This is a genomic window from Pseudoalteromonas sp. GB56 (genome assembly GCF_054923835.1).
On the sequence record NZ_JBPCHK010000001.1, the window covers coordinates 1301525 to 1326382 of the forward strand.

General features: G+C 45.9%; 24 protein-coding genes. 17 read left to right on the forward strand and 7 right to left on the reverse strand.

All coding sequences use genetic code 11. From position 1 onward, the window contains the following. Position 1: 1 nt before the first annotated feature. Complete coding sequence (locus tag ACH19P_RS06110; protein ID WP_462157643.1) at positions 2 to 751, reverse strand: phosphosulfolactate synthase; 750 nt, start codon at positions 749 to 751, stop codon at positions 2 to 4. Between the two features lie 180 nt (positions 752 to 931). Here ACH19P_RS06110 and ACH19P_RS06115 point away from each other — a divergent pair, with 180 nt between their 5' ends. From ACH19P_RS06115 to ACH19P_RS06140, 6 genes are read left to right on the forward strand one after another with little or no spacing between them, the layout of a single operon-like run. Next, positions 932 to 2566: an L-aspartate oxidase gene (locus tag ACH19P_RS06115; protein ID WP_462157644.1), complete on the forward strand. Its 1635-nt coding sequence runs from the start codon at positions 932 to 934 to the stop codon at positions 2564 to 2566. Next, positions 2563 to 2934, forward strand: coding sequence for a 2Fe-2S iron-sulfur cluster-binding protein (locus ACH19P_RS06120; protein ID WP_462157645.1), 372 nt, complete (start codon positions 2563 to 2565; stop codon positions 2932 to 2934). The genes ACH19P_RS06115 and ACH19P_RS06120 overlap by 4 nt, the downstream gene beginning before the upstream one ends. Then, positions 2927 to 4435 carry a lyase family protein gene (locus ACH19P_RS06125; RefSeq protein ID WP_462157646.1) on the forward strand — a complete coding sequence of 503 codons (1509 nt, stop codon included), beginning with the start codon at positions 2927 to 2929 and terminating at the stop codon, positions 4433 to 4435. Before ACH19P_RS06120 ends, ACH19P_RS06125 begins: the two co-directional genes overlap by 8 nt. After that, positions 4425 to 5084, forward strand: coding sequence for an AMP-binding protein (locus ACH19P_RS06130; protein WP_462157647.1), 660 nt, complete (start codon positions 4425 to 4427; stop codon positions 5082 to 5084). The genes ACH19P_RS06125 and ACH19P_RS06130 overlap by 11 nt, the downstream gene beginning before the upstream one ends. Next, on the forward strand, positions 4997 to 5827 hold the full coding sequence (locus tag ACH19P_RS06135) for a class I adenylate-forming enzyme family protein (protein ID WP_462157648.1): 831 nt from the start codon (positions 4997 to 4999) through the stop codon (positions 5825 to 5827). Before ACH19P_RS06130 ends, ACH19P_RS06135 begins: the two co-directional genes overlap by 88 nt. Before the next feature lie 9 nt (positions 5828 to 5836). Beyond that, positions 5837 to 6067 carry an acyl carrier protein gene (locus ACH19P_RS06140; protein WP_462157649.1) on the forward strand — a complete coding sequence of 77 codons (231 nt, stop codon included), beginning with the start codon at positions 5837 to 5839 and terminating at the stop codon, positions 6065 to 6067. On the opposite strand, the gene ACH19P_RS06145 is transcribed toward ACH19P_RS06140, so the two are convergent. The 3 genes from ACH19P_RS06145 to pseB are packed head-to-tail and all read right to left on the reverse strand — an operon-like array spanning position 6064 to position 9001. Beyond that, positions 6064 to 6864 carry an AAC(3) family N-acetyltransferase gene (locus ACH19P_RS06145; RefSeq protein ID WP_462157650.1) on the reverse strand — a complete coding sequence of 267 codons (801 nt, stop codon included), beginning with the start codon at positions 6862 to 6864 and terminating at the stop codon, positions 6064 to 6066. The genes ACH19P_RS06140 and ACH19P_RS06145 overlap by 4 nt on opposite strands. 2 nt (positions 6865 to 6866) lie before the next feature. Continuing rightward, a complete protein-coding gene (pseC, locus tag ACH19P_RS06150; protein ID WP_462157652.1) occupies positions 6867 to 8003 on the reverse strand; it encodes a UDP-4-amino-4,6-dideoxy-N-acetyl-beta-L-altrosamine transaminase in 1137 nt (378 codons plus the stop codon). Next, entirely contained in the window at positions 8000 to 9001 is a 1002-nt protein-coding gene (gene pseB, locus ACH19P_RS06155; protein ID WP_462157653.1) for a UDP-N-acetylglucosamine 4,6-dehydratase (inverting), read from the reverse strand. Before pseB ends, pseC begins: the two co-directional genes overlap by 4 nt. A gap of 306 nt (positions 9002 to 9307) precedes the next feature. On the opposite strand from pseB, the gene ACH19P_RS06160 reads away from it, so the two are divergent. Continuing rightward, complete coding sequence (locus ACH19P_RS06160; protein WP_462157654.1) at positions 9308 to 10099, forward strand: flagellin N-terminal helical domain-containing protein; 792 nt, start codon at positions 9308 to 9310, stop codon at positions 10097 to 10099. A 143-nt stretch (positions 10100 to 10242) separates the two neighbouring features. After that, a complete protein-coding gene (locus ACH19P_RS06165) occupies positions 10243 to 11676 on the forward strand; it encodes a sigma-54 dependent transcriptional regulator (protein ID WP_462157655.1) in 1434 nt (477 codons plus the stop codon). Between the two features lie 60 nt (positions 11677 to 11736). Here the strand turns inward: ACH19P_RS06165 and ACH19P_RS06170 are convergent, their stop codons facing one another. The 3 genes from ACH19P_RS06170 to ACH19P_RS06180 all read right to left on the reverse strand — a co-directional run bounded on the left by ACH19P_RS06170 (position 11737) and on the right by ACH19P_RS06180 (position 13935). Beyond that, positions 11737 to 11982 carry a Rho-binding antiterminator gene (locus tag ACH19P_RS06170; RefSeq protein WP_462157656.1) on the reverse strand — a complete coding sequence of 82 codons (246 nt, stop codon included), beginning with the start codon at positions 11980 to 11982 and terminating at the stop codon, positions 11737 to 11739. 91 nt (positions 11983 to 12073) lie between these two features. Further along, positions 12074 to 13042: a serine hydrolase domain-containing protein gene (locus ACH19P_RS06175; protein ID WP_462157657.1), complete on the reverse strand. Its 969-nt coding sequence runs from the start codon at positions 13040 to 13042 to the stop codon at positions 12074 to 12076. Between the two features lie 314 nt (positions 13043 to 13356). Next, positions 13357 to 13935, reverse strand: coding sequence for a DNA-3-methyladenine glycosylase I (locus ACH19P_RS06180; RefSeq protein ID WP_462157658.1), 579 nt, complete (start codon positions 13933 to 13935; stop codon positions 13357 to 13359). A gap of 186 nt (positions 13936 to 14121) precedes the next feature. Between ACH19P_RS06180 and ACH19P_RS06185 the strand changes: the two genes are divergently transcribed. From ACH19P_RS06185 to ACH19P_RS06225, 9 genes are all read left to right on the forward strand, one after another. Next, positions 14122 to 15237, forward strand: coding sequence for a sensor histidine kinase (locus ACH19P_RS06185; RefSeq protein WP_462157659.1), 1116 nt, complete (start codon positions 14122 to 14124; stop codon positions 15235 to 15237). After that, positions 15230 to 16630, forward strand: coding sequence for a sigma-54-dependent transcriptional regulator (locus ACH19P_RS06190; protein ID WP_462157660.1), 1401 nt, complete (start codon positions 15230 to 15232; stop codon positions 16628 to 16630). The genes ACH19P_RS06185 and ACH19P_RS06190 overlap by 8 nt, the downstream gene beginning before the upstream one ends. Before the next feature lie 181 nt (positions 16631 to 16811). After that, positions 16812 to 17138 (forward strand): flagellar hook-basal body complex protein FliE, encoded by a 327-nt coding sequence (gene fliE, locus ACH19P_RS06195; RefSeq protein WP_347391085.1) that lies wholly within the window; start codon positions 16812 to 16814, stop codon positions 17136 to 17138. Positions 17139 to 17157: 19 nt separating this feature from the next. Continuing rightward, on the forward strand, positions 17158 to 18873 hold the full coding sequence (gene fliF / locus ACH19P_RS06200) for a flagellar basal-body MS-ring/collar protein FliF (protein WP_462157661.1): 1716 nt from the start codon (positions 17158 to 17160) through the stop codon (positions 18871 to 18873). Further along, positions 18866 to 19903, forward strand: a complete 1038-nt coding sequence (gene fliG / locus ACH19P_RS06205; RefSeq protein ID WP_462157662.1) for a flagellar motor switch protein FliG — start codon at positions 18866 to 18868, stop codon at positions 19901 to 19903. Before fliF ends, fliG begins: the two co-directional genes overlap by 8 nt. Positions 19904 to 19906: 3 nt before the next feature. Next, positions 19907 to 20764, forward strand: coding sequence for a flagellar assembly protein FliH (gene fliH / locus ACH19P_RS06210; protein ID WP_462157663.1), 858 nt, complete (start codon positions 19907 to 19909; stop codon positions 20762 to 20764). Between the two features lie 3 nt (positions 20765 to 20767). Continuing rightward, complete coding sequence (fliI, locus tag ACH19P_RS06215; RefSeq protein WP_462157664.1) at positions 20768 to 22105, forward strand: flagellar protein export ATPase FliI; 1338 nt, start codon at positions 20768 to 20770, stop codon at positions 22103 to 22105. Then, positions 22098 to 22550: a flagellar export protein FliJ gene (fliJ, locus tag ACH19P_RS06220; protein WP_462157665.1), complete on the forward strand. Its 453-nt coding sequence runs from the start codon at positions 22098 to 22100 to the stop codon at positions 22548 to 22550. Before fliI ends, fliJ begins: the two co-directional genes overlap by 8 nt. Before the next feature lie 74 nt (positions 22551 to 22624). Continuing rightward, positions 22625 to 24823, forward strand: a complete 2199-nt coding sequence (locus tag ACH19P_RS06225) for a flagellar hook-length control protein FliK (RefSeq protein ID WP_462157666.1) — start codon at positions 22625 to 22627, stop codon at positions 24821 to 24823. The last annotated feature ends 35 nt before the right edge of the window (positions 24824 to 24858 follow it).

A 24858-nucleotide genomic window follows, 5' to 3' on the forward strand; every position in this document is an offset into this window, starting at 1 on the left:
GTTAACCGTGAAAGTGCATCAGGGTATCAGCACGTAAGCCCAAGCGCAGAGTTTCCAATGAAACAACCTCTTCATAGGCAATGTTGCCCATGTTCACATCCGCACCATATTGCTTGAGCATCCACACTTGTTGAGCCTTTTTGGGAGTCTCGAATATTAAGTCATTGAATTCAATTCCTGAGTGAATAACCTCATCAACAAGCCCCATACGTATTTCACCGTCAGCGCGATATAAACCCGCGGTGCCACTTTCACGACCCTCAAGGATTACTTTTTGTGCGCCAGCAGCTAGCTCATTTTTGATTTGCTCTACCCACTTAGAAGGAGAAACAATGACTTTGTCATCCTTCGAACCGACCTCTGAATACACAGTAAAATCTTTGGCAAAACGACTGATGATGTCGTTCTTTTCCTTTTGCGCCAGCGTGATGCTGCCATCAGAGATTTCGACGAGATCGAGCTCTAACTCCTTAAGCATGGCGATATAGTCTTCAACTTTTCCAGTGATGTACGCATATTCAAACAACGTACCGCCCAGACAAGGCTCGATATCAAATGACTTTATTAAATCTATTTTGTCTTTTAGGTTAGGGGTTACTAATGCCGTGCCCCATCCCAGTTTAATGACATCGATGAAGTCACCGCAGGTTTGTAAGGTGTCTTTAAGTTGCATCAGTCCCATGCCCTTATCCAGGACATTTGTACGACCTGCCATTCTCGGCTTAGCTGGGCGTTGTTGAATTAAAGTCATTGTCGATTCCTAATCACGTCAATAATTTATTGCACAAATAGATGCAGAAACTATGCCTAAGTTTACACAAATTTGTTACGCTTTCTCATTCTAGGGTAGAAGATTTGATTAATACACTAGGTAGATCGTCTTCCTATAGATTAAGTTAGATAGTGTTTGTTTTAAATCAAGGATTTATCAATGACGCAGCGTGACACTGAGATTGTAATTGTCGGCGCGGGACTGGCTGGTTGTACTGCGGCGCTAGAAGCGGCTAATGCGGGTCGCAGCGTCATTTTACTGTCAAAGATTCAGCCAATCCATTCTCACTCAGTCAGTGCTCGAGGTGGTATTAACGTCTCTGTAAATGAGCAATCAGCTCAAGAGCATATCGCCGATACGCTCAAGGCTGGCGCTGGCGCACAAAATTCAGATGCGGTTGAATACATGTGTAACCAAGCCGTTGATACGTTGCACTGGTTTGAATCATTGGGTGTGCACTTTGATAAAAGTGAAGATGGTCGCTATCAAACAAAAAAGTTTGGTGGTTGCCAGACGCCCAGAGCTTGTTTTGTCAAAGGTCGAACTGGCTTAGCGTTAATGAATACCTTACTCAAGCACATCCGCAAACACCCCAACATCCAAGTGCTCGATCAAGTACACGTGAGTGAGCTTATCAAAGTTGATGGCCGTATTATCGGTGTCACAGGTTGGCATAAGCGGGACGGTAGAGCATTGAGGGTGCGAGCAAACGCGGTGGTCATTGCCACGGGCGGCGGCTTGAATGTGTATCAAGAAACCACTAATGCGGTTGCAACAACAGGCGATGGTTTGGCTATGGCCTTGAGAGCCGGTGCTGCGCTAACAGATATGGAGTTTGTGCAATTTCACCCGCTTGGTTTGGGACACACGGGCATTCAAGTGCCTGAACCTGTGTTAGGTGCCGGAGGACATCTAATTAATAGTCAGGGTGAGCGGTTTATGAGCCGTTATGAGCCTCAGAAAATGGAGTTGGCAGGACGCGATAAAGTGTCTATAGCGATTGAGCGAGAATTACAAAGCCAAGGAGAAGACTTGGTTTATCTTGATTTGCGTCATATAGACCAACAACACCAGTTTGCTTTGCATGAAGCGGCTTCGTTAACTCAGACTTTCCTTGGTCTCGATATCCAAACAGATGTCATTCCCGTTAGACCATCAGCCCACTACTTAATGGGCGGGGTCGCGTGCGATCTTGATGGCCGAGTAGAGGATGCGCAGGGAGCGCAAATTGTAGGGTTATTTGCCGTTGGTGAAGCTGCTTGCAGTGGGGTACATGGTGCAAACCGTATCGGTGGCAACTCGTTGTTGGAGGTCGTAGTATTTGGTCGCCGAGTTGGTCAAATTGTGGCGCAGGAACCAGAACATCACTTGGCCTTGCCTGCCATTAAACCGGGCCTTAAAAACGATAAAACTCTGCAAGCGGATGCCAAATCACCCGCCGATATTTTGAATCTGCTAAGACGCAGCATGAGCGAGAATGCAGGTGTGCTGCGAGCAGCAACTAATTTAAAGGCTCACATAGGCACGTTGAAAGCACTCCAAGAGCAGGCAACTAATCTGAAAATTTCAGACCAATCAACAATCTATAACCAAGAGTTAGTGTTGCGCCAAGAACTTATGAATATGCTGGATGTTGCGATGGCTATTTCGTTGGCGGCATTATCGCGAGGGCAATCATTGGGTGCGCATTATCGTCAAGATGAAGAGCCAAATGTTCACGTTCATCCTTTCAATACCCGAGTGTTTTTAGATGATCATCAACTTCAAGTAATGCAGCGGGTTGCCGATATATGAATACAGTCACTTTATCAATTTATCGTTATGACATCGCTGATTCGAAGAGCGCCTATCATCAGGACTTTCACGTAAGCTACGAAGCCCATGATGTGCTGCTGAATTTGTTGTTTAAGATACAACAACAGCAAGATAGCAGTGTGTGTTTTGATAAAAACTGTCGCATTGGTCTGTGCGCTAGCTGCCGAGTAAATGTTAATGGTGACCAAGTGTTGGCATGCAGCGAGAATGTGGCGAAGTTGGTGGCAAAACATGGCGATACATTAATTATTAAACCTTATAACAGCAATAAAGCGGTGCGGGATCTTATTGTTGATCCGTATTACGACCGCAATGAGTTAACTAATTCGGAAGAGAATAATGAATAACGGATTTCTAGGCGCAGAAACACGCTTTAAGAAACCACCAAGTGACACCTTGGTAAACAGTGCATTCGCTTATGAGCTGGAGTGTAGTCGCTACGTAATGACAGGGCTGAGCATAGCGGATTTAGCACATGTGATGAATTTATCTATGGATGGGGTCGTTAAACCCGATGTAGCGTCGGCGCTTTTACAAGGACTGCGAGACGTTCACTTAGAGGGTGAAGAGCAAATCACGCTGGATCCAGCCGTGGGGGATAGCTACAACAATCGCGATAAATACCTGCAAAGTAAACTCCCTTCCCTTAGTGGCTACATACATATTGGTCGGGCGCGAAGAGAGGCCAGTACACTGGCGTGGCAACTTGCGTGTCGAGAAAAAATGCTCGAGGTATACCAAGCCCTCACGAAACTTGTGGCTACGTTTAACGACGTTATTGCCGAGCATCATGCAACCTACATGGCTGACTTTACGTATTTGCAGCATGCTCAACCAACGACCTTGGCACATTATTTACAAGGCTTCCAAATGCCACTCAGTCGAGACTTAGACCGAGTGGAAAATGCCATAAATATGGTCAATCAAAGCCCGGCATGCTCGGGCAGTGTGAATGGTTCACAGATCCCAATGGATCGTTATCGTATAGCGGAACTCTTGGAGTTCCCAAAGGTCATTGAGCACACCCGAGATGCGATGTGGGCACCTGATATGTGCTTAGACTTAATGCTACCTTTGAATTCAATTATGACCACGCTCGATAGAATCAGTGAAGAATTTATCGTGTGGAACAGTGCTGAGTTTTCATATTTACAGCTTGATGATGCGCACACGCGCACCAGTGTTATTATGCCGCAAAAGAAAAACCCCTATGGGTTGGCTTACATCCGCGGTCAAGCTCGTGCCCTCAATGGCAGTATGATGTCTTTACTGTCATGTAATCAAACTATCAGCGGTCAGCCTGATAATCGCTTGTATGCGTATGGTGAGTTACCGAGAGCAATGGACTATGTGGTGCAATGCTTGGCATTGTTTGAAGAGACGCTCAGCGCAGCAACTTTCAATAAAGACCAGTTAGCAAAAGCCGCAGCTGATAATTTTATTATCTCAACGGATTTGTGTGACATGCTTGTTAAGCACGCAGAATTAGATAATCGCAGTGCCCATAAAATCATCGGTCGCGCAGTTCGAAATGCGATTGATGAAAACACAGCCGTACTCACATTAGACGGCGTATCAAAGGCAGCAAGTGAGCTAAGTATTACCCTACCGAACATCAGTCAAAGTGCATTCGACGAAGTCAGTAATATTGCGTCATTAATAATGCTACGAAAAGGCGTTGGCAGTGCTCATCCTGAATCGGTGTCTGCGCTTGCGAGCAAAATCACTGAGCGCCTAAATGCGGCTAACACCTATGCCATGAGTCTCGATTTTTCGGGATTCGAACAACGTTTTATGGCACGCGTTTCTGATTATATTAATGTTCTTGAGGGTGAATGTGAGCGCTAATTTATATCGAGATATCCAAGGCCATCGAAGCGATAAAGTATGTGTTTTCCAAGGTGAGCGTGCACTGACCTATGGGCAATTCTACAAGGCTATAAATGACTTTGCCGCGGCAATTCAAGCCTGCGGTGTTGAGCAAGGGCAGCGCGTTGCAGTGGAGCGCTTCAGCGGAATCGATTTGCTGGTGGCGTACTATGGTTGTGCACTCATCGGTGTCTCTGTGGTGCCTTTACCATTTGTTGACCAAGAGCGTATTGAAGGTGCAATGCAAGCGAGTCAGGCAGTGTTGAAGCTAACGCAAATGCCGAGCACGAAAGAGACGCCAAGCTTACCTGTGACGCAGGGCGACAATGAGGAAGCCATGGTCATCTTTACCTCCGGCACGACTTCGTCAAAGCTCAAAGGAGTGAGGCTATCCAATCAAGGCATTAGTGATATTTGCCATTTTATGAATACGCAAATGCACATGGATGCGCAGTGCACCGAGCTGGTCTTTGCATCCTTGGATCATGCTTTTGGCTTTGGCCGTTGCCACAGCATCCTGCAAATGGGGGAACGTTGGTATTGCCGCAAAGTCTCAACAATCCATTTAGTGTTTTTAATCTTGTCGAACAGCACCAATGCAATGCGCTATCTTCTGCGCCTTCAATGATCGCAGCCTTGTTGCGCTTGGGCAGTGATCAATTGAGTGGCTTAGTTGAGCGTGTTAAATGGATTCAAACCGGTGCGATGCGCTTTGATCCGTTATTTAGAGAGCAATTGTGTGAAGCACTGCCGCATACACGCATTTTTTTGCACTATGGCCTGAGCGAAGCCATGCGCGTGACCTTCTTTGAATTAAATACCCATTTACACAAGGCGAACACTGAAGGACCTGCATCCGCTTGTTCGAAAATTCGTATTATTGACGACCAAGGTCGAGAAGTTGCGCAAGGTCACTCTGGTCGCATTGCTATCCAAGGAAGTAATTTGTGTCTTGGTTATCTGGACAACGAATATTGGCAGAGCCAACTTATAGGTGGGTGGTTTGCTACCTCTGATCTAGGCTATTTAGATGAAGATGGATACCTTGTTTTTCTAGGCCGATATGATGATGTGATCAATTATAATGGCGTGCTCGTGCACCCTGATGAAATTGAATCAAAACTGTTATCCTTGTTCCCTAAAAATGCTTTTTGTGTTGTTGGTATGCCAGATCCAGGTAAAGTGAAAGATGCAATTGTTACCTTGTGCATTGAAGGGGATAGCGATATTACTATGCGTGATGTGGCAAATCACATGCAAGGTAAAGATGCTAACTTGATGCCAAATAAATTGGTCAAGGTGGCAACACTACCAAAAACTCGCTCTGGTAAAGTCAGTCGAGCAGAATTAATAAAACAATTAGTGAGTTGATTTAATACAATGAATTATAAAGAAAAAATATGCGAGATTGTGGCTGGGCAACACAGCGATATCGAACTGAATGATGACTCTTTGGCTGCTGGTTTTGCTGAAATAGGCCTAGATTCTATTGATGTGATGACGCTTATTCTCCTCATTAAAAAAGAGCTAGGCGTAGAAATTGATGACGATGCATTGTTAGACATCGCCTCAATAGACGACTTGATCGGTTACGTACAAAGCCAAAATTAATTTTGATAGGGCCTGCGTTTAGGTGGGCCATTTACCCATGCATATATGTCATCACGCATTAGCTCTGTGGTGGCATCATAAAATTCCCGCATCGAAAAGCTCCAAATATCACCACCGCCGACGCAGATTTTCTGCAGTGCATGTTGCTGCTCGAAATGGGCAAATATTTTCTGATTTTTATCCCTATTGATATCGCAATCGCGATAGGTGACACCATGATAATATGGCTCAACTCGAACGCCATCAGGATATTCGATTGGGTGTAAAAACTCTTTGGTGTAGCGATATGGGACATTCATATCTGCTTCGCATTGATGTACCAAACTCACAATTTGAGCTGGATGAATACCGATGGAAACGAAGCGAGCATCAAGCTCTAGCATGCGAGCAAAAGGGGTATGCTGCCCATAACTATGACGAGACGTGTTATCACATATATAGCGAGCCTTCGAACCAATCGCGGCGCGAGAAGAGAAAGGGTGAAGCTGCCTAATCGCTTCAGGTTTCTGCCTTACAAACTCACAAAAAGGCCCTGTTTCAGCGGGCGTCTTGGTGATAGAAAACGGTGTGTCGGTATTACACAGCGAAAAGCTATGGGTAGGAACAACTAGGGTTCCTGATTCGCTCAATAGCTCTTGTATGACTTGAAAATGCAAGTCAAATAACTGTGCTTTTGATAACTCCAAAGAGATCCCCAGCTTGCCGACATGGCCTGTAACGTAAACTACGCTACCTGGTCGCACACCTGATTGTGCATAGGCTTGAATTAATTCCTGCGTGGAAAATGGCAGTGACACAATTACACCTCACTAAGCGCACTGGTAATCAGTCGTACAACGGTATCTTGCTCTTCGTTCGACAAAGTAGGATACAGCGGTAAAGAGATGCAACGTGCATAGTAGTGCTCGGTGTTCGCTAAAGTTTGGCATCCCAACGCTTGATAATAAGGCTGCTTATACACAGGAATGTAATGCACTTGCACACCAACACCTTGCTCTCGCAGCCGATTAAATACCGCTAATCGTTTTTGTGCATCCACTTGTACAACATATAAGTGATAGCTACTTACACCGTCGATGACGTGCTTAAGAGGCTCAACTTCTGTGTGTGCAAAAGCTTTATCGTAATATTGCGCAAGTGCATTTCGTTTAATTACCCACGTTGATAAATTCTTTAGCTGACTCACACCTAATGCGGCATTCAAATCCGGCATGCGGTAGTTATAACCCAGAAGGTGTTGTTCATAATACCAAGGCGGAGAGTCGTCGCTGTTGTTTGCTTTAGTGATACCGTGCGAGCTATACAATCGCATGGTATCAGCGAGTTCCGCATTATTCGTCAGTGCCATACCGCCTTCAGCTGTGGTAATCATTTTTACCGGATGGAAGCTAAACACACTAATATCGGAGTACTCACAACAACCTACAGGTTTGCCTTGGTATTCACCGCCTAGCGCATGGGATGCATCTTCTATAATTTTTATATCATAAGGGGCAACCAGTTTTGCGATAGCCTGCATGTCACAGGATTGTCCCGCAAAATGAACCGGTATCAGCACTTTAGGTAAGCGATTGTTTGCTTGCGCTTGCGAAAGTTTTTGTTCTAGGGCATCAAGAGATAAGTTACCAGTGCTGGAGTCGATATCAACGAATTCGACCTCAGCACCACACATGCGAGCGCAATTGGCAGACGCCACAAACGTATTGGCAGAAGTCCATACGGTATCTCCTGGGCCGACGTCGAGAGCAAGGCAGGCAATGTGCAACGCGGATGTGGCACTGTTTACGGCAACCGCATGAGCGACAGAGCAAAATTCAGCGACGCTGTTTTCCAATTCCGTGACCTTGGGTCCTTGAGTCAAGAAGTCTGAGCGCAAGCACTCAATTATCGCGCGCTCATCTTCAGCGTTGATAGTTTGACGACCATAAGACTTCATAGCATCGCCTTGGCGTTAAACGCCACGATCTCTTCTTGGCTTAAATAGTGCTCATTATTCAATGAATTATACTCGTATCCTGGTTCAACAGGGTGGCCACGTTCCCCAAGTGCATTGACCGTAAAATCATTGTTGCGACTGTGGAATTTAATACCGGGTGCGATAACGAAGTGGTCGTCGTACTCGTAGGTGTCGAAGCTCAATTCGGCAGGGCACATAACTTCATGCACTTTTTCACCAGGGCGAATACCGATAATTTTTTGTTCTAACTGCGGTGCCATAGCTGACGCAAGATCAGTGATTTTGATCGAGGGGATCTTCGGCACAAAAATTTCACCGCCTTGCATACGCGCAAAATTCTTAAGTACAAAATCTACACCTTCTTGGAGACTGATCCAAAAGCGGGTCATATCGGGGTGAGTAATAGGAATGTGGTCGCGACCTTCATCAATAAATTTTTGAAATACTGGGACGACAGATCCACGTGAGCACACAACATTTCCGTAACGGACAACAGAAAACGTGGTTTTGTGTCCGCCAGAGATATTATTCGCAGCGACAAAGAGTTTGTCAGATGCCAATTTTGTGGCGCCGTAGAGGTTGATTGGGCTGGCCGCTTTATCGGTTGATAGCGCGATGACCTTTTCAACGTCGTTATCCAGAGCAGCATCAATCACGTTCTCAGCGCCATTGATGTTAGTCTTTATGCATTCCATTGGGTTGTATTCTGCAGCAGGAACTTGTTTTAGGGCAGCGGCATGAATGACGTAGTCAACGCCTCGCATTGCTTTGCGTAAGCGCTCTTTGTCACGAACATCACCAATGAAGTAACGCATACACGGTTCGTTATAGTCTTGCTGCATTTCGAACTGCTTAAGTTCGTCACGAGAATAGATGATGATTTTCTTTGGTTTGTAGCGTGCTAAAAGCGTGCCTACATACTTTTTACCAAAGGAGCCAGTGCCCCCAGTGATCAAAATTGACTTGTTGTCGAACATAACCAAAACCTGCTTTGGATTAGATACTCACCAAGGACTTAAACATTTCTTAATGACACCAAACCCAATAAGAAATTTAAAGCGCTTAATAAATAACGTTTATTTGGCGATTTTTATATTACTTTAGCGTACTAAGCACTATCTATGCCAATAAAGTTGCGGTAAATAACCTACTGACATACCGAAATTTTTACTTCAACCTTCACCGCATCAATAGACACGCTATTTTATAGGTTATTTTTGCGTGTTTTTTGAACTATACTTTACTATTCGCTTTGCTCACAGCAGGTATTATTGGAGAGTGGTATGAAAGTAGGTCAACCTTCGAGTGCGTTGAACACCCAAGCAATCAATAACCTCAACAAATTAGATCAACAGCTTGCCTCAGGTAAGCGTGTAAATTCTGCGGCCGATGATGCTGCAGCATTGCAAATTATTGACCGCCTAACTTCTCAGCAAAACGGGTATTCTCAAGCCAGTCGCAATGCTTATGACGGTATATCTTACGCTCAGGTGAGCGAATCTGCGTTGAGTAACGTTAACGATGCCGTGTCTCGCATACGTGAATTATCAATTCAATCTGGAAACGGGGCATTAAATGACAGTGACCGTCAGGCTTTGCAAGAGGAAGTTGCGCAGTTACAAGAAGAAATTGGCAGCACATTAGAACAAGCGAACTTCGCAGGGAAACCTTTGTTTGATGGGCAAAGCGTGTCATTCCAAATTGGTGCTGACGCCAACCAAACGAATACGCTCAACGCGCCGAATAGCGACTTTCTAAACGCGATAAATTCAATTGATATTTCTACACAGGCGGGAGTTGAGTCGGCATTGCAGATATCCGATGATGCATCACAACTTGTGAATGAACAGCGCTCACAGTTAGGTGCGTTTGAGAACGCGCTTTCGAGTAGCATCCGCAGTTTGTCACAACAGAACGAGAATATCGCAGCGAGCCAAAGTCGAATTCAAGATGCTGACTACGCTCGGATAGTCAGTGAGCGCACTGCGAACGACATCCTAAGCCAAGCATCCATCGCTTTGCGAGGCCAAGCAAACCAAAATGCAGCGTCAATATTGGGCCTGATATCCAATTAGAGTTTAATTTAAATCAATAAAGCATAGGAAAAGTGACTGATTTTTGGCATATACGTCAAAAAAGTGCCACTTTTCCTTGAATCCTCCCCTCACTGCAATACAATCTATTGTTATTACAATCGCTTAGTTTTTGTGGCGCCGGGATGATCCTGATTCTTGATGATAATAATAATAGAGCTTTAGGCTTAAGTTACGCGTTAACGTTTGTTGGCGAAGCGAATAAAATCATATCTTCTACAGACTTAGCGCAAGCAGCTAAATCCACTGAAGAAGCTATTGTGGTGTTAGGGGCGCTCAGTCATGCCCAACATCAACAGTTCATCAAATCACACCCTGAGTTGCCTTTTTTGCTCATCGGTGAAACCCTGAAACCATTATTGGAAATTGCTAACGTAATAGGCCTAATCAGCGAGCCGTTCAATCAAGATATCACCACACAGTTATTGCATGATTGTCAGCAATATCTGCGCATGAAACCGAGTTCAGGTAGTACAAAAAAACCTAAAGCATTTAATGGGTTAGTGGGTGACACTGACGCGGTTAACCATGTACGCTTTCTCATATCACAGGTTGCCAAAACGGATGCTAATGTACTTATTCTTGGCGAATCGGGTACGGGTAAAGAAGTGGTTGCCCGTAATGTGCATTTATTATCTGGGCGACACAAAGGGCCGTTTGTCCCGGTGAACTGTGGTGCGATACCCGGTGAATTGCTAGAAAGCGAACTATTTGGTCATGAGAAGGGGGCGTTTACTGGCGCTATTTCTGCGCGAAAGGGGCGCTTCGAACTCGCTCAAGGCGGTACACTGTTCCTAGATGAAATTGGCGATATGCCTTTGCAGATGCAGGTGAAATTACTGCGCGTCCTGCAAGAGCGCAGTTATGAACGTGTGGGTGGCACCAAACCTATTCAAGCAGATGTGCGTGTTATCGCGGCAACACACCGTGACTTAGAGGAAATGATTGAAGCGGGTGATTTCCGCGAAGATTTGTATTATCGCCTCAATGTTTTCCCTATCGAAAATCCGGCGCTGCGTGAACGCGCTAATGATATTGGCTTATTACTCAAAGAACTGACGAAGCGCGTACAACAGCAAAGTGGTCAGGGCGTTAAATTCACTGACCGAGCAATCGAGAGCTTGCAAGCCCATACTTGGCCCGGCAACATCCGCGAACTGGGTAACCTCGTTGAACGTATGGTGATTATGTTCCCTGATCAAGTGGTCGATGTGCCTGACTTGCCAAGTAAGTATCAGCACGTTGATGTTGAGGCATTTGTACCAGAATACCCAGAAGAGCTGCTCGAGCGCCAAGCGTTGAACGATATATTCGGGGCTGGTTTCGTTGAAGAAGATGATGACCAAGATACCCCTGAGCATGGCCAAAGTGCTGATATGGGCATGTTGCCTGATGAAGGCATCGTTCTTAAAGATTACTTGGGTGAACTAGAAATCAGCCTTATTACTCAAGCGCTTGAACGCTATGACTATGTGGTGGCTCGTGCTGCGGAAATTCTTGGCGTGCGTCGCACCACCTTGGTGGAAAAAATGAAGAAGTATGACCTTAATCGGGATTAAATTTTTTACCCTCGATAAGGCCGCATATTGCGGCCTTTTTTGTGCTTGCTCAGCTAGGTTTTAGTCGAAAGACACATGACAAAAGTGCGGGTTCTCAACAAGGACTTTGAGTTGTGCGATGTTATCCAGCACCACACGTTGTTCGCTTTTCCCAACCAACACTTTGATGCATTCTTCGTGCTGAGTATTCGTTGCAGTATCGAGTGCCGTGCCTTCGACGATACCGCCCGATTTCAATGTAAGTTCAATCGGGTAGTTAAACATGCACACTATTTCTATGTAGTCATACTGACTGCAACTAATCATACGTGAACCATTACTAAAGAATTTACTGTGTGGCTTGCTTGCGGAAGCAGCCTCGTTTTGGCAAATCCGTTGCCAAGTAAACATAACACCGCTAACTCTGCTTTCTGCCCTTTAATTCCTTTCGCACAGCATCGCGAATGTGTGTATGTAATTCAAGCACTCGTTCTATGTCATCAAGACTCAGGGCGAGGTTTTCTAGCATCACAACACTCACGTTAAACTCAGGGTAGTGCAAAGACATTGACATGTAACCTTCTACATAGCCCGTGTGGCTTAACTCAGTGAGGCCATCGTCGAGGTTAATGCGAAGACCATAGCCATAATGCATATTGGGCCAGAAAAACTGCATTTGCGTGTGTGCACGTGTCATGAGTGTATAACTCTTTGGCGCTAATAATGCACCCGAGTGCAGTAGCTGTTGAAATCTAGCGAAAGTTCGTGCTGACGCTATCAGCCCGCCAGCAGGAAGCAAAGCGCGGTCAATTACAAGATTAGAAGGCGAAGGCGGTTGTGCTTCGTTCCAGCCAGTAGCAAGGGAAGGCAGATTTTGCCCAATTGTATTGATTGAACCGGTTTTTGCGTAGAGTGCATCTAGGGCATTGTCTTTAGCAAATTGGGTTATTTGTTCACTAAAGGGCTGCTTATTCACCTTTTCTAACACTTGACCGAGTAATGTATACCCTAAATTTGAATACTGAAACTGGCTTCCTGGCGCAAAGCGCACTGGTGTTCCTAGGGCGACTACTCCTGAGGTATGGCTTAATAAATGATGCAGCGTGATACGCTCATCATAGCGTTGAGCGTTATCTGCGTGAGAAGCATCAGAAAATAGATAGCTGTTTAAAGAATGCGATAAGTCGAGTTTCCCTGCATCCAGTGCTTGCAAAATTAAGGTCGCGGTCACTTGCTTTGACAGCGATGCCACCACAAAGCTCGAATCTACATTGAGATTATCGCCAACGCTTAGTTCCAATACAGTTTTACCATCTTCTAGCATGATCAAGTTGCCGCTAAATGGCAAAGAGGATGTGTCCATTACTTCTTGGACTACAGAGCGCATTTTGTGCGTGTGCGTATCAGAATTTGTCTGCTGCGTAGGTAACTCCTGCGCGGTGTAAGCTGAAATAGGGGGGAGAAGCCCACAGCAAGCTAGCAGTATAGAAATAACGTGAGTACGCATAGGTCGTCCTTTACTCGGTTGCAGCAGCGAATCGTGAAGCTTTCTTATTGAAATGTAAAGAAATAGGTCTTTATTTTTTTGGTTGGTATAGCCATTGACGCAAAGAACAGTTCAAAGTCCACAAGTAAGGTTTACTTTGAACTGTTCTTCACATTACGACAAATAATATTGCGGTGTGTGATAGTACGAGTACCTTATTTATACATGGATAAGACTTCTTCTTTGCGATAGCAGTCGTCATGATGGTCGTTGACCATGCCGCAGGCTTGCATGTGTGCATACACGGTTGTTGAGCCAAGAAATTTAAAACCACGTTTTTTTAGGTCTTTAGCAAACGCATCGGATTGTTCACTGGTGGCAACATAATCCGCTTTAGAGCGAATGGAATTTACACGTGGCTTATGGTCCACAAACTGCCATTGATAATCGCTGAAACTGCCAAATTCGTGCTTAATTTCTAAAAAGCGTTGGGCGTTGTTGATGGTGGCGAGGATTTTGAGCTTATTGCGGACAATGCCTTCATCCGCAAGTAGTCGCTCTATGTCTTTATCATCAAAGGCAGCAACTTTGCGGGCGTCAAAGTTGGAAAACGCTTTGCGGTAGTTGTCGCGCTTTTTCAAAATGGTGTACCAGCTCAAGCCTGCTTGTGCTGATTCCAAGGTTAAAAATTCAAACAAGGTGTCGTCATCATAGATAGGTACGCCCCATTCCTCGTCGTGATAGGCGACGTAATCTGCTTTTGTTAAATCAACCCAATGGCATCGTTCGCACATATTCGCTTCCTTGAAATTACACTTAATATTGCAGTTCCTACACCATAGCAGTTAACTGTTTTTATATACAGTGTCATTTTTTTGTTTTTTCACAATCATCTTCTAACGTATTGTAAATTATGAAAATAAAAGTTGGTACGCTTTGTGCTTTTGTTAAGGGAACCCTGTGTTTAAGAGTAAATAACAATGGCTTTAGCGAGTGTAATAACCCCGCAAATCTTTCAACATGGACAGTTTGTCTCGCCACTGGCGCATGAAGCGTACGTGGGTGAGCTCAGTGATCTTCGACTCCAGGCGAGTTGGTTGAGTCACCTTGTCGATACCATGCCCGCGGGTGTGGTGGTGCTTGATGGGCAGGGGATGATTGCTAAAGCGAATCAAATTGCTATCGACATGTTGGGTGAGCCACTCGAAGGTGAGAAGTGGTTTAGTATTATTCAGCGCTCATTTCGCCCACAACAGGACGATGGCCATGAGGTCTCGTTACGAGATGGTCGCCGTATAAAGCTCGAGATACGCGCATTGGCGCCAGAGCCTGGGCAACTCATTCTCATGACAGATTTAACTGAAACCCGTCAGCTACAAGCTCGTCTGGCACACATGCAACGTTTGAGTGCGCTGGGAAAAATGGTGGCAACACTTGCGCACCAAGTGCGCACTCCTCTGTCTGCAGCTATGTTATATGGTGCAAATCTTGGTTCTCAGCGCCTTAACAGTGAGTCTCGTACACACTTCCACGGCAAGTTGATGTCGCGTTTAAAAGACTTAGAAAGCCAAGTAAACGACATGCTGCTGTTTGCCAAAAGCGGCGAACAACAGGTAGTTGAACCTATGTCTCTTGGTCAGCTATTAAGCGAAGTAAAGCACGGTGCGGATGCCATGCTCTGTGAAAATGGTGCTCAACTACATGTGCAATTACCTGAACCTGATGTACAAGTGATGGGCAATCGCACAGCCCTTGCCAGTGCGATTAACAATTTGATTCACAACAGCCTACAGGTCATTGAACAAGACGCACACATTCATTTGAGCGCGGCGCGTTGCCCTGAGGATGACAGCAAGGTTGATATTATCCTGCGCGACAATGGTCCGGGGATCGGTGATGAATTAAAGCACAAAATCTTTGAGCCCTTCTTCACCACCAAACGACAAGGTACGGGTTTAGGGCTTGCCGTGGTTGCATCAGTAATGAGTTCCCACAAAGGGCAGGTGAGAGTAGTCGATGCGCCACAAGGGGGAGCGCAGTTCATTCTTAGCTTGCCAGTTTTCGACGCCCATCCACAGGAGGACAATCATGAGTAATTATGTCTTAGTGGTCGAGGACGATCCCGGTTTACGTGAGGCGTTAACCGACACATTGTCATTAGCCGGAGTGCAATGCATCGCCGCAAAAAGCGGTGAAGATGCGATTATGATGCTCAAAGAGCATGACGTTTCTTTGGTTGTTAGTGATGTACAAATGCCAGGGATCAATGGCATAGAATTATTAAAGAGTATCAAACTCAATTACCCTGAGTTGCCTGTGTTGATGATGACCGCCTATGCCACCATTGACGATGCAGTTGAGGCGATGCGTCTTGGGGCGATTGATTATATGGCAAAGCCATTTGCGCCAGAGGTGTTACTCAATCTTGTGAGCCGCTATTTACCTGCTGAAACACCTGCGCACAAAGGCCCGATTGTGGCGGACGCCAAAAGTTTGGCGCTTATCGAGTTGGCCAATAAAGTGGCTGACAGCGAAGCCAGCGTTATGGTGATGGGGCCAAGTGGTAGTGGTAAAGAAGTGCTCGCGCGCTACATTCACGACCAGTCTGGACGGGCCAAAGAACCTTTTATCGCCATTAATTGCGCAGCTATTCCCGAGAATATGTTGGAGTCTACATTATTCGGTTATGAAAAAGGCGCATTTACCGGTGCTATCAATGCCTGTCCTGGTAAGTTTGAACAAGCGCAAAACGGCACTATTTTGCTCGATGAAATCACTGAAATGGACTTGAGTTTGCAAGCCAAATTGCTGCGGGTACTACAAGAGCGCGAAGTCGAACGTTTAGGCAGTCGTAAAACTATTGCACTTAACGTGCGCGTGTTGGCCACTTCAAACCGTGATTTAAAAGAGGCGGTGAAAGAGGGCGTGTTCCGTGAGGACTTGTTCTACCGACTGAATGTATTCCCGCTAAAGTGGTTACCACTTTGCCAGCGCCCAGGCGACATTGTGCCATTAGCTGAGCACTTGCTTGAACGTCATTGTCAAACCGCGAAAATGCCGTTAGCAAGTTTAAGTGATGCAGCTAAGCAACGGCTTCTTGCCCATGCATGGCCGGGGAATGTGCGCGAATTGGAGAATGTGATTCAACGGGCATTAATCCTCAAATCGGGCAATGTGGTGGATGAGTCTGCAATTTACATTGAAGAACTTGTTAATGCGCCTAGCTCAATCACACATGCATCTGAACCAGACATTCACGCTGTGGTGCCCACAGTCGAGCATCGCTGCGAACCGGATGAATTCGCGGTGGATGAACAATATACCTTTAAAGACGAGTTAAAGAGCAAAGAGCATAAAATTATTTTAGATACGCTCGCGCGCTTTAACGGCAAACGTAAAGACGTTGCCGACGCGTTAGGTATCAGCCCACGTACTTTGCGCTATAAGATTGCACAAATGCGTGAGCAGGGTATTCAACTGCCTGCTTAATCTCACCTTGAAAGCCCAAATCTGCTTTGGGCTTTTTTATTCTTCGTCAATTTAATGCCAGCTTAAAAAGTCATCACCGTCAAAAAATAAAACAGATAACCTATTGTTTTTATTGGGTAAATTTATTGGCACGCTTAATGCTTTGTTAATCCTAAGATTTATTTATCCAGTGATGTGCAAAATGAAAGTTGAAGCCAACTCATTGTTCCAAGAAATGCAAATGATTGCGCAAGAAGCGCAAGCGCGAAACCCACTTAAACCTGTGATGCCACAGACAACGTCATCCGCGCAATTTGGTGAACTACTAACCAACGCAATTGATACTGTTAACGGCCTACAGCAAGATGCTAAGTCAAAAGTGACGGCAGTTGAAATGGGTGACCGCCGTGTGTCGTTAGCAGAAGCGATGATCGCATCACAAAAATCGTCCGTGGCGTTTGAGGCAACCGTGCAAGTACGTAACAAGCTGGTTGAAGCCTACAAAGACATCATGAACATGCCTGTTTAACGGATAGCGGAGAAGAGTCGTGGCGCAAGCAAACCAATCTACAGATCTCGCCCTAGCCAGTGGTGGTGTCGATTTGGGCACCGGTGGTGATGATCATCATCAAGAACAAAAATCTGGAGTTCTCGGCGCATTGAGCGGTGTCGATATGCTGCGTCAAGTCACGCTTATTGTTGCTCTGGCTATCTGTTTAGCGATTGCGATTTTCATCATTATCTGGGCACGCCAGCCGGACATGCGTCCACTGGGTAAAATGCCGACAGAAGAATTGATTCAGACGCTTGATTTTCTCGACGCGCAAAAAATTGATTACCAGCTTGATGGCAACGTCATCATGGTGCCAGAAGATGCCTATCAAGACATCAAACTTAACATGACTCGCGAAGGTTTAACCCAAGGCCCAGACTCAGGTACCGACATCCTGATGCAAGACATGGGTTTTGGGGTTTCTCAACGCTTAGAGCGTGAGCGTCTCAAACATTCTCGCGAGCAACAACTAGCACGCACTATTGAAGAGTTAAACAAGGTAACCCGTGCCAAAGTGTTGCTGGCTATTCCAAAAGAAAACGTATTTGCGCGGATTGAAAAACAGCCTTCTGCAACGGTCGTGTTAACGGTTAAACGTGGTCGTAATCTTAACAGTGAAGAAATTGACTCTGTGGTTGATATTGTGGCTTCTGCAGTGCAGGGCCTATCGCCAGAGCGTGTGACCGTAACTGACCAAAATGGCCGTTTACTCAACTCTGGCTCGCAAAACTCATTATCTGCACGTTCACGTAAAGAATATGAAATTGAGCGTCAGCGCGAGCAAGAGTATATTGAAAAAATCGACAGCATAATGATCCCTGTGGTCGGCTTGGGCAACTACACAGCGCAAGTAGACTTAATCATGGACTTCAGCGCAGTTGAAGAAACGCAAAAACGTTTCAACCCAGATTTACCGGCAGTGCGCAGTGAAACCACGCTTGAAGAAAACAACATTGGTGGTCTAGCTGTGGGGATTCCAGGTGCGTTGACGAATCAACCACCCGTAAATTCAAATATTCCCGAGAACGCGATGAATGAGCAAAACGCACAATCAACGTCACCTTCTCGTAACCATAAAGAAGCAACCCGTAACTATGAATTGGACACAACCATTTCGCATAAACGTCAACAAACGGGTGTGATTCGTCGAATCAGTGTATCCGTGGCGGTAGATTATCTGCCAGGCGCAGGTGCCGATGGTCAGCCAGCACCGCGTACTGAACAACAACTCAATAATATCCGCCGCTTACTGCAAGGTGGAGTGGGCTTTGACCTACAACGTGGCGATGCGTTAGAAGTGGTCAGCGTGCCTTTCGTACGTGAAGACGCGAGCGTTATTGAAGAGTTACCTTTGTGGGAGCAAAATTGGTTCATTAAATTGGTGCGCTTGGGCTTAGGTGCCTTGGTCATTATCGTACTGATTGTCGCGGTGGTTCGCCCGATGTTGAAACGCCTAATTTACCCGGATGATACACTTGAAGCGTATGATGAGGAATCACTCACTTCAGGCGTGGATATCGGTGATAATACGTTGGATATGCTCAACACTGAATTTGATTCAGCATCAGTTGGCTTCTCACCCGATGGCACACTGCAGTTACCAGATTTACACGGCGACGAAGACCTACTTAAAGCAGTTCGCGCTCTGGTCGCAAATGAGCCAGAATTATCATCACAAGTAGTTAAAGCATGGTTGAACGAAGATGACTGAACAACAAGAAATAGTTAAAGCCAAATTCGATGTCGATAAGCTCGAAGGGGTTGAAAAAGCAGCCATCCTACTTTTGAGCTTGTCCGAAGAAGATGCAGCGCAAATATTAAAGCATTTAGAACCTAAACAAGTTCAGCGCGTGGGCATGACCATGGCGTCACTGGATGATCTAAGTCAAGACAAAATTAGTGCCGTACACAATCTATTTATTGAGCAAATACAACAGTTTAGTACTATTGGTTTCCAATCTGAAGATTTCATTAAGAAAGCGCTCACTGCAGCGCTAGGCGAAGATAAAGCAGCCAGTTTGATTGACCAAATTGTGATGGGTTCAGGTGCTAAAGGTCTAGATTCATTGAAGTGGATGGACTCCAAGCAAGTGGCGAACATTATTCGCAACGAGCACCCGCAGATTCAAACCATTGTGCTGTCTTACTTAGAACCAGAGCAAAGTGCTGAAATCTTGGCGCAGTTTCCTGAGAAAGTGCGACTTGATCTCACCATGCGTATCGCCAATTTAGAAGAAGTTCAGCCAGCGGCATTGCAAGAATTGAACGAAATCATGGAGAAACAGTTTGCTGGTCAAGCGGGTGCCCAAGCCGCGAAGATGGGCGGCTTAAAAGCTGCGGCAGATATCATGAACTATCTCGATACCAATATCGAAGGCCAGTTGATGGATTCAATCCGCGAGCACGACGAAGAAATGTCGCAACAAATCCAAGACTTAATGTTCGTATTCGAGAACTTAATGGATGTGGATGACCGAGGTATTCAAGCTATCTTGCGTGAAGTACAGCAAGACGTGCTGATGAAAGCAATTAAAGGCGCGGACGATGGTCTTAAAGATAAGATCCTTAACAACATGTCCAAACGCGCTGCTGACATGTTGCGAGATGACCTTGAAGCGATGGGACCTGTGCGTGTTAGTGAAGTTGAAGCCGCGCAAAAAGAAATTCTATCGACTGCGCGTCGTCTTGCTGATTCCGGTGAGATCATGCTTGGCAGTGGTGGTGGCGAGGAGTTCCTATAAGCCATGAGCGACACTAAATTGCACCGTGGAAGACCACTTGATGCCAGTGAAGCAGCCGATGAACTGTTGCAAAATTGGCCCATTCCTAATGTCTCAGCGAAACCTGAGTCATTGCAAGGTCGCTCCACGGCATTTGGTACTCCATTAGAAGAGCTTTACCGTACCCATGTGGAAAATGAGGTTGTTGAAGAAGGCGATGACTCCCATGTGCACGCCCCTCAAGAACAGGACTTCCCAAAACTCACGATGGAAGAGTTGGAGCAAATTCGTCAGGATGCGTATGAAGAGGGATTAAAGCAAGGCCATGAACAAGGTTATATAGACGGGTTTGAAAAAGGTGTTAGCGAAGGTAAAGAAGCGGGCTTCAAAGAAGGTGTAAAACAAGGCAATGAACAAGGCCTTGAAGATGCCAAACCACTGATTGATGAGCAATTGACTGTGCTTAAAGCGATGCTTGAGTCACTCGATGAGCCAGTTAAGCACCTTGACCAACAAGTGGAAAATGAAGTGCTATTTTTAGCCAGTGAACTGGCCAAAGCTATTACCTTGCATGAGATAAAAACGCACCCTGAGGTGATTCTCAATGCCCTTAAAGCGGCAACGGATGCTCTGCCGAGCAATGAAGCACAATGTCAGATTTACCTGCACCCTGAAGATTTAGAAATCGTCAGTGTGCATTTTGATGAGCAAGCCCTTGCAAATCGCCACTGGCAATTACTCGCAGAGCCAACGCTAGAGCGTGGCGGCTGCCATATTAAGCAGCAACGGTCCTCAATCGATATGGGGTTGTCCCAGCGAATGACTCAAGTTATTGAGAGTTTCTTACAAGATGCGGGTGTGCATGTTGAAGGGAAGGATTAAATAATGTCCTTACCCCTACTTGAGCGTTTGCAAGAAAAGCGTAAATACATCCACCAACCTTCAGTGTCTGTTGCTGGCAGTTTGACTCGCGTTGTTGGTCTTACCCTTGAGGCAAAAGGGCTACATGCGCCTGTGGGTAGCCAATGTTTAGTGGAAACTAATCAAGGCATGGTTGAAGCAGAAGTGGTGGGCTTTAACGACGATATTTTATACCTCATGCCCAACGACCGTATTTCGGGTGTGCTACCAGGGGCTCGCGTTATTCCTCAAGCGAAACAACCAGGTTTACCAGTGGGGATGAGCTTATTGGGACGCGTGGTTGATGGATTGGGACGCCCTCTAGATGGACTCGGTCCTGTGCGCGCTGAAAATCATGTGCGTTTTGCACAGCACAATATCAACCCTCTTGCGAGACGACCCATTAGCCAGCCGATGGATGTGGGTGTAAGGGCAATCAATTCCGTCATCACAGTCGGCCAAGGTCAGCGTATGGGCTTGTTTGCTGGTAGTGGTGTCGGTAAGTCTGTGCTGTTGGGAATGATGACTCGAGGAAGCGCAGCCGATGTTATCGTTGTAGGTCTTGTTGGCGAGCGTGGCCGCGAAGTAAAAGAGTTTATCGAAGAGATCTTAGGCGACGAAGGGCGTGCACGATCAGTGGTTGTAGCAGCTCCCGCTGATGCCTCGCCATTAATGCGCCTCAAAGGGTGCGAAAGCGCCGTGACCATCGCTGAGTATTTTCGAGATCAAGGCCTCAATGTATTGCTGTTGCTCGATTCGGTCACGCGTTATGCGATGGCGCAGCGTGAAATTGCACTAGCAGTTGGTGAGCCACCTGCTACTAAAGGTTACCCACCTTCGGTATTTGCAAAATTGCCCGCACTGATTGAACGCGCTGGTAATGGTGGTGAGGGGCAAGGTGCAATTACCGCCTTTTTCACTGTGTTATCAGAAGGTGATGACTTACAAGACCCAATAGCAGATGCCGCTCGGGCAATCTTAGACGGTCACATTGTTCTATCCCGAGAGCTTGCAGACAGTGGTCATTACCCAGCAATTGATGTAGAAAAGTCGATAAGTCGTGTAATGCCACAAGTGGTATCCGATATGCATATGCAGCAAGCACGATTGATGAAACAAGTAATGGCTTTGTATTCTGAAAACAAAGACATGATTACGCTAGGTGCATACCAAAAAGGCACCGATCAGATACTCGACCAAGCGATCGATATGATGCCAATGATCAATAACTTCTTGCGACAAGGCATGAAGGAAGTGGTGCCATACGATGAATGTTTGAACTCTCTGGCAAGGCTATTTGGTCAAGGAGGTAAACGTGGCTAAGTTAACCGTCTTACTGAAATTAGAAAGCGACAAAGAAGAAAAGCTCAGAGGTGACTTTTTGACTGCTCAACAGCATCAAAGATTGCACCAGCAAAAACTGGATGGTCTCAGCCAATTCAGAGGTGAGTATATGGCTCAACTCATGACTAAGGCGCAGGGCGGACTTTCCAGTGCTGGTTTTAGCCATTATCAAAATTTTATCAGCAAGATAGACCAAGCAATTGTTCAGCAAACCCAGGTTGTGGATACGGCCCGCAAAGTGGCTGAACAACGCCAGGCTCTTTGGCAAACACAGCGTATTCGCAAAGAAGCCGTGGCTAAATTGATTGATAAGCAAGAACAAAAGAAACAAGCGATGTTGGCAAAAGCAGAGCAGAAGATGCTCGATGAGTTTGCTACGAATCAATTCTTTGCGCGCCGCGCGCTTCAAAACACTGGTACATAAATTGCAGCCAAGGTAACAGATAGTTATTTCGGTGGTGAAGCGGCAGGGCTTTGCCACGTATAAGGGGTCTTTTGATGTCATACATTGAACCAGTGATTATGCTTAGTGGCCGTTCTGTTGAGGCAGATACTCGTGCACCACGTCATCAAGAATCTGAATCGAGTTTTGCCGATGCATTTGTGCAAGCTAAGTCTGACTCTAATGCCAGCACTCAGGAACACTCAGAGGTCAGTCAGCATGATGTTGGTCGTGAGTTAGAAGGCGCTTCTGCCAAGGTCAAAACGAATGAGCAAGGCGAGCAACACGGCAATTCAGATACAGCAAATGAACACCCAATTTCGCCACTGGTCTCACCAAAAGATGAACAAACGTCCTTGACCAATGATTATGATGATCAGGGCGCGAAAGATGCAGTTCTGACCGATGAGTTTGATGCTGAGTCAACAATGCACAATACGGTGAGTGACACACAAGCCCCCAGTGCTGTTTTACGTGAAGAACCTAATCTAGAAGACTTCAGCGATTCTGACTTTTTTTCCCAATTGTTTAATCAAGTAAATTTCCATACTGAATTGAAGCCTGTAGCGAAAGAAGTCAGCCAACTTTTAATGACGAACGATGAGTCTGATTTGAGGGTGTCGACAAACATGCGTGCTGCTTTAGCTGAATTGACACCAGCGCAACTTAAGCAGCTTAATGCACTCGTACAACAGTTAGGGAAAGAGCAGGGAATTGCGCCAAATGTATTGCAACAGCTAGACACCGAACTCACAGAGCTTGCACAGCAAGTGATTGGGTCAACCCAAGATGGTGATGTGTTTATAGCCACTCGGGACAAAACAGCTCCGCAATGGCTTGCGCAAGCTGGTCAGGTTAAATCAAACTCCGCAGCATTGGGAACAATTCAAGACACACCCGATGACCTGATGGCCGACCAAAAAGCTGAGTTAGCCAATAGTAAGCAACATACCAAACTTGGTGACTGGGTCAGTGCGCAAGCGCAAGATAAAAATGCGCTAAAAGCACCACAGATAGCGCGCTCAAATAACTTGGCAGCCATAACTGATAGCGGCAGAGTAACAGAAAGTGGCAGAGTAACCGAAGGTGGTAGAGTAACCGAAGGTGGCAGAGTAACAGAAAGCGGCAGAGTAACAGAAGGTGTGGCGCCAAATGACAGCAGAGCTCCTACACAAAGTAACAGTCAGAAGTTACCTCCTCTAGACATCGAGTTAGTGATTCAACAAGGGCAAAAGGACAGTAGCAAAGTAGTGCATACTTCAGCTTCAAGTGTTGCTGCGGACAATGTCATTTCACAAAGCAAAGAGCAAACCATTGCTGGTGATAAAGTCCTCGAGCGAGTCAGTCGCACCCAGCCCGCCAGTGAAGTGAAGGAAATGACTGTGGCAGGGGAGTTACCTAAAGCAAGTGCAGCTTTAACAGGTGCTGTTGATATGCTGTCATCTGCAGCTCAGGGCACAGCATCTTCAGCTCCTCAGGCAGCGAAAACACACTCTCCTGTGAATACTGGAGGTGCGGTCACAAACGCCGAAGTTGCGATGACCGACTTGCTTGAACCGTCTGCACAAGTGGATGAGAACATCACAGAGAAGGCATTAAACACAGAGAGCGTGCGAGCTGAGTCAAATCAGACTGTGGGCGCAAGAATACAACAACTCGCTCAGGCTTTACTAAGCCAAACACACGTGGGCGCAAATACTGATTTAAGCAACGCAATAGAAGCTGACTTAGCTCATTGGCAACACACTCAAAGTATCACTCAGGTGGCTGCTCACAATACTTTGAATGCACAGAAGCAATCACTGCCATTGGACCCCGCACTGATGCAGGCAATTAATATCACTAAGAGTGATGCAGCCCTGCAATTGCATCAGCGTGTAAATATGCTGCTCAATTTAAGCAATCAGGAAGCTGAAATTCGTCTCGACCCTCCCGAACTAGGCAGCATGCAGGTACGAGTGCGTAGCGAAGGCGAGCAGGCACATGTGAATTTCGTTGTGCAAAACCAGCAAGCTAAAGAAGCACTTGAACAAGCGATGCCAAGATTAAGGGAGTTGCTTGCTCAGCAAGGTTTGGCATTGGGTGATACCAATGTTGAACAGCAGGGACAACAACAAGAATTTGACCAAAATGAATCACAATTTGCAGGGCAGCAGCACAATGCTAACGAAGATGAGACAGATCACGACGAACAGCTGATTGCTGCACAACAGAAAAACGCGCAGTCTAAGCAAGGAATTGATTTCTATGCTTAATAACAATTGCTATCATAATCCGAACCTAGGCTAAT

What these genes read in the sequence shown, in the direction of transcription:
- fliE (WP_347391085.1), top strand. Translation starts at nt 16,812, where the DNA reads ATGAAAGTTGAAGCCAACTCATTGTTCCAAGAAATGCAAATGATTGCG.
- ACH19P_RS06190 (WP_462157660.1), top strand. Translation starts at nt 15,230, where the DNA reads ATGAGTAATTATGTCTTAGTGGTCGAGGACGATCCCGGTTTACGTGAG.
- ACH19P_RS06225 (WP_462157666.1), top strand. Translation starts at nt 22,625, where the DNA reads ATGTCATACATTGAACCAGTGATTATGCTTAGTGGCCGTTCTGTTGAG.
- ACH19P_RS06120 (WP_462157645.1), top strand. Translation starts at nt 2,563, where the DNA reads ATGAATACAGTCACTTTATCAATTTATCGTTATGACATCGCTGATTCG.
- ACH19P_RS06185 (WP_462157659.1), top strand. Translation starts at nt 14,122, where the DNA reads ATGGCTTTAGCGAGTGTAATAACCCCGCAAATCTTTCAACATGGACAG.
- ACH19P_RS06165 (WP_462157655.1), top strand. Translation starts at nt 10,243, where the DNA reads ATGATCCTGATTCTTGATGATAATAATAATAGAGCTTTAGGCTTAAGT.
- fliI (WP_462157664.1), top strand. Translation starts at nt 20,768, where the DNA reads ATGTCCTTACCCCTACTTGAGCGTTTGCAAGAAAAGCGTAAATACATC.
- pseB (WP_462157653.1), bottom strand. Translation starts at nt 9,001, where the DNA reads ATGTTCGACAACAAGTCAATTTTGATCACTGGGGGCACTGGCTCCTTT.
- ACH19P_RS06175 (WP_462157657.1), bottom strand. Translation starts at nt 13,042, where the DNA reads ATGCGCTCTGTAGTCCAAGAAGTAATGGACACATCCTCTTTGCCATTT.
- ACH19P_RS06140 (WP_462157649.1), top strand. Translation starts at nt 5,837, where the DNA reads ATGAATTATAAAGAAAAAATATGCGAGATTGTGGCTGGGCAACACAGC.
- ACH19P_RS06115 (WP_462157644.1), top strand. Translation starts at nt 932, where the DNA reads ATGACGCAGCGTGACACTGAGATTGTAATTGTCGGCGCGGGACTGGCT.
- ACH19P_RS06180 (WP_462157658.1), bottom strand. Translation starts at nt 13,935, where the DNA reads ATGTGCGAACGATGCCATTGGGTTGATTTAACAAAAGCAGATTACGTC.
- ACH19P_RS06160 (WP_462157654.1), top strand. Translation starts at nt 9,308, where the DNA reads ATGAAAGTAGGTCAACCTTCGAGTGCGTTGAACACCCAAGCAATCAAT.
- ACH19P_RS06110 (WP_462157643.1), bottom strand. Translation starts at nt 751, where the DNA reads ATGACTTTAATTCAACAACGCCCAGCTAAGCCGAGAATGGCAGGTCGT.
- pseC (WP_462157652.1), bottom strand. Translation starts at nt 8,003, where the DNA reads ATGAAGTCTTATGGTCGTCAAACTATCAACGCTGAAGATGAGCGCGCG.
- fliG (WP_462157662.1), top strand. Translation starts at nt 18,866, where the DNA reads ATGACTGAACAACAAGAAATAGTTAAAGCCAAATTCGATGTCGATAAG.
- ACH19P_RS06125 (WP_462157646.1), top strand. Translation starts at nt 2,927, where the DNA reads ATGAATAACGGATTTCTAGGCGCAGAAACACGCTTTAAGAAACCACCA.
- fliH (WP_462157663.1), top strand. Translation starts at nt 19,907, where the DNA reads ATGAGCGACACTAAATTGCACCGTGGAAGACCACTTGATGCCAGTGAA.
- ACH19P_RS06170 (WP_462157656.1), bottom strand. Translation starts at nt 11,982, where the DNA reads ATGATTAGTTGCAGTCAGTATGACTACATAGAAATAGTGTGCATGTTT.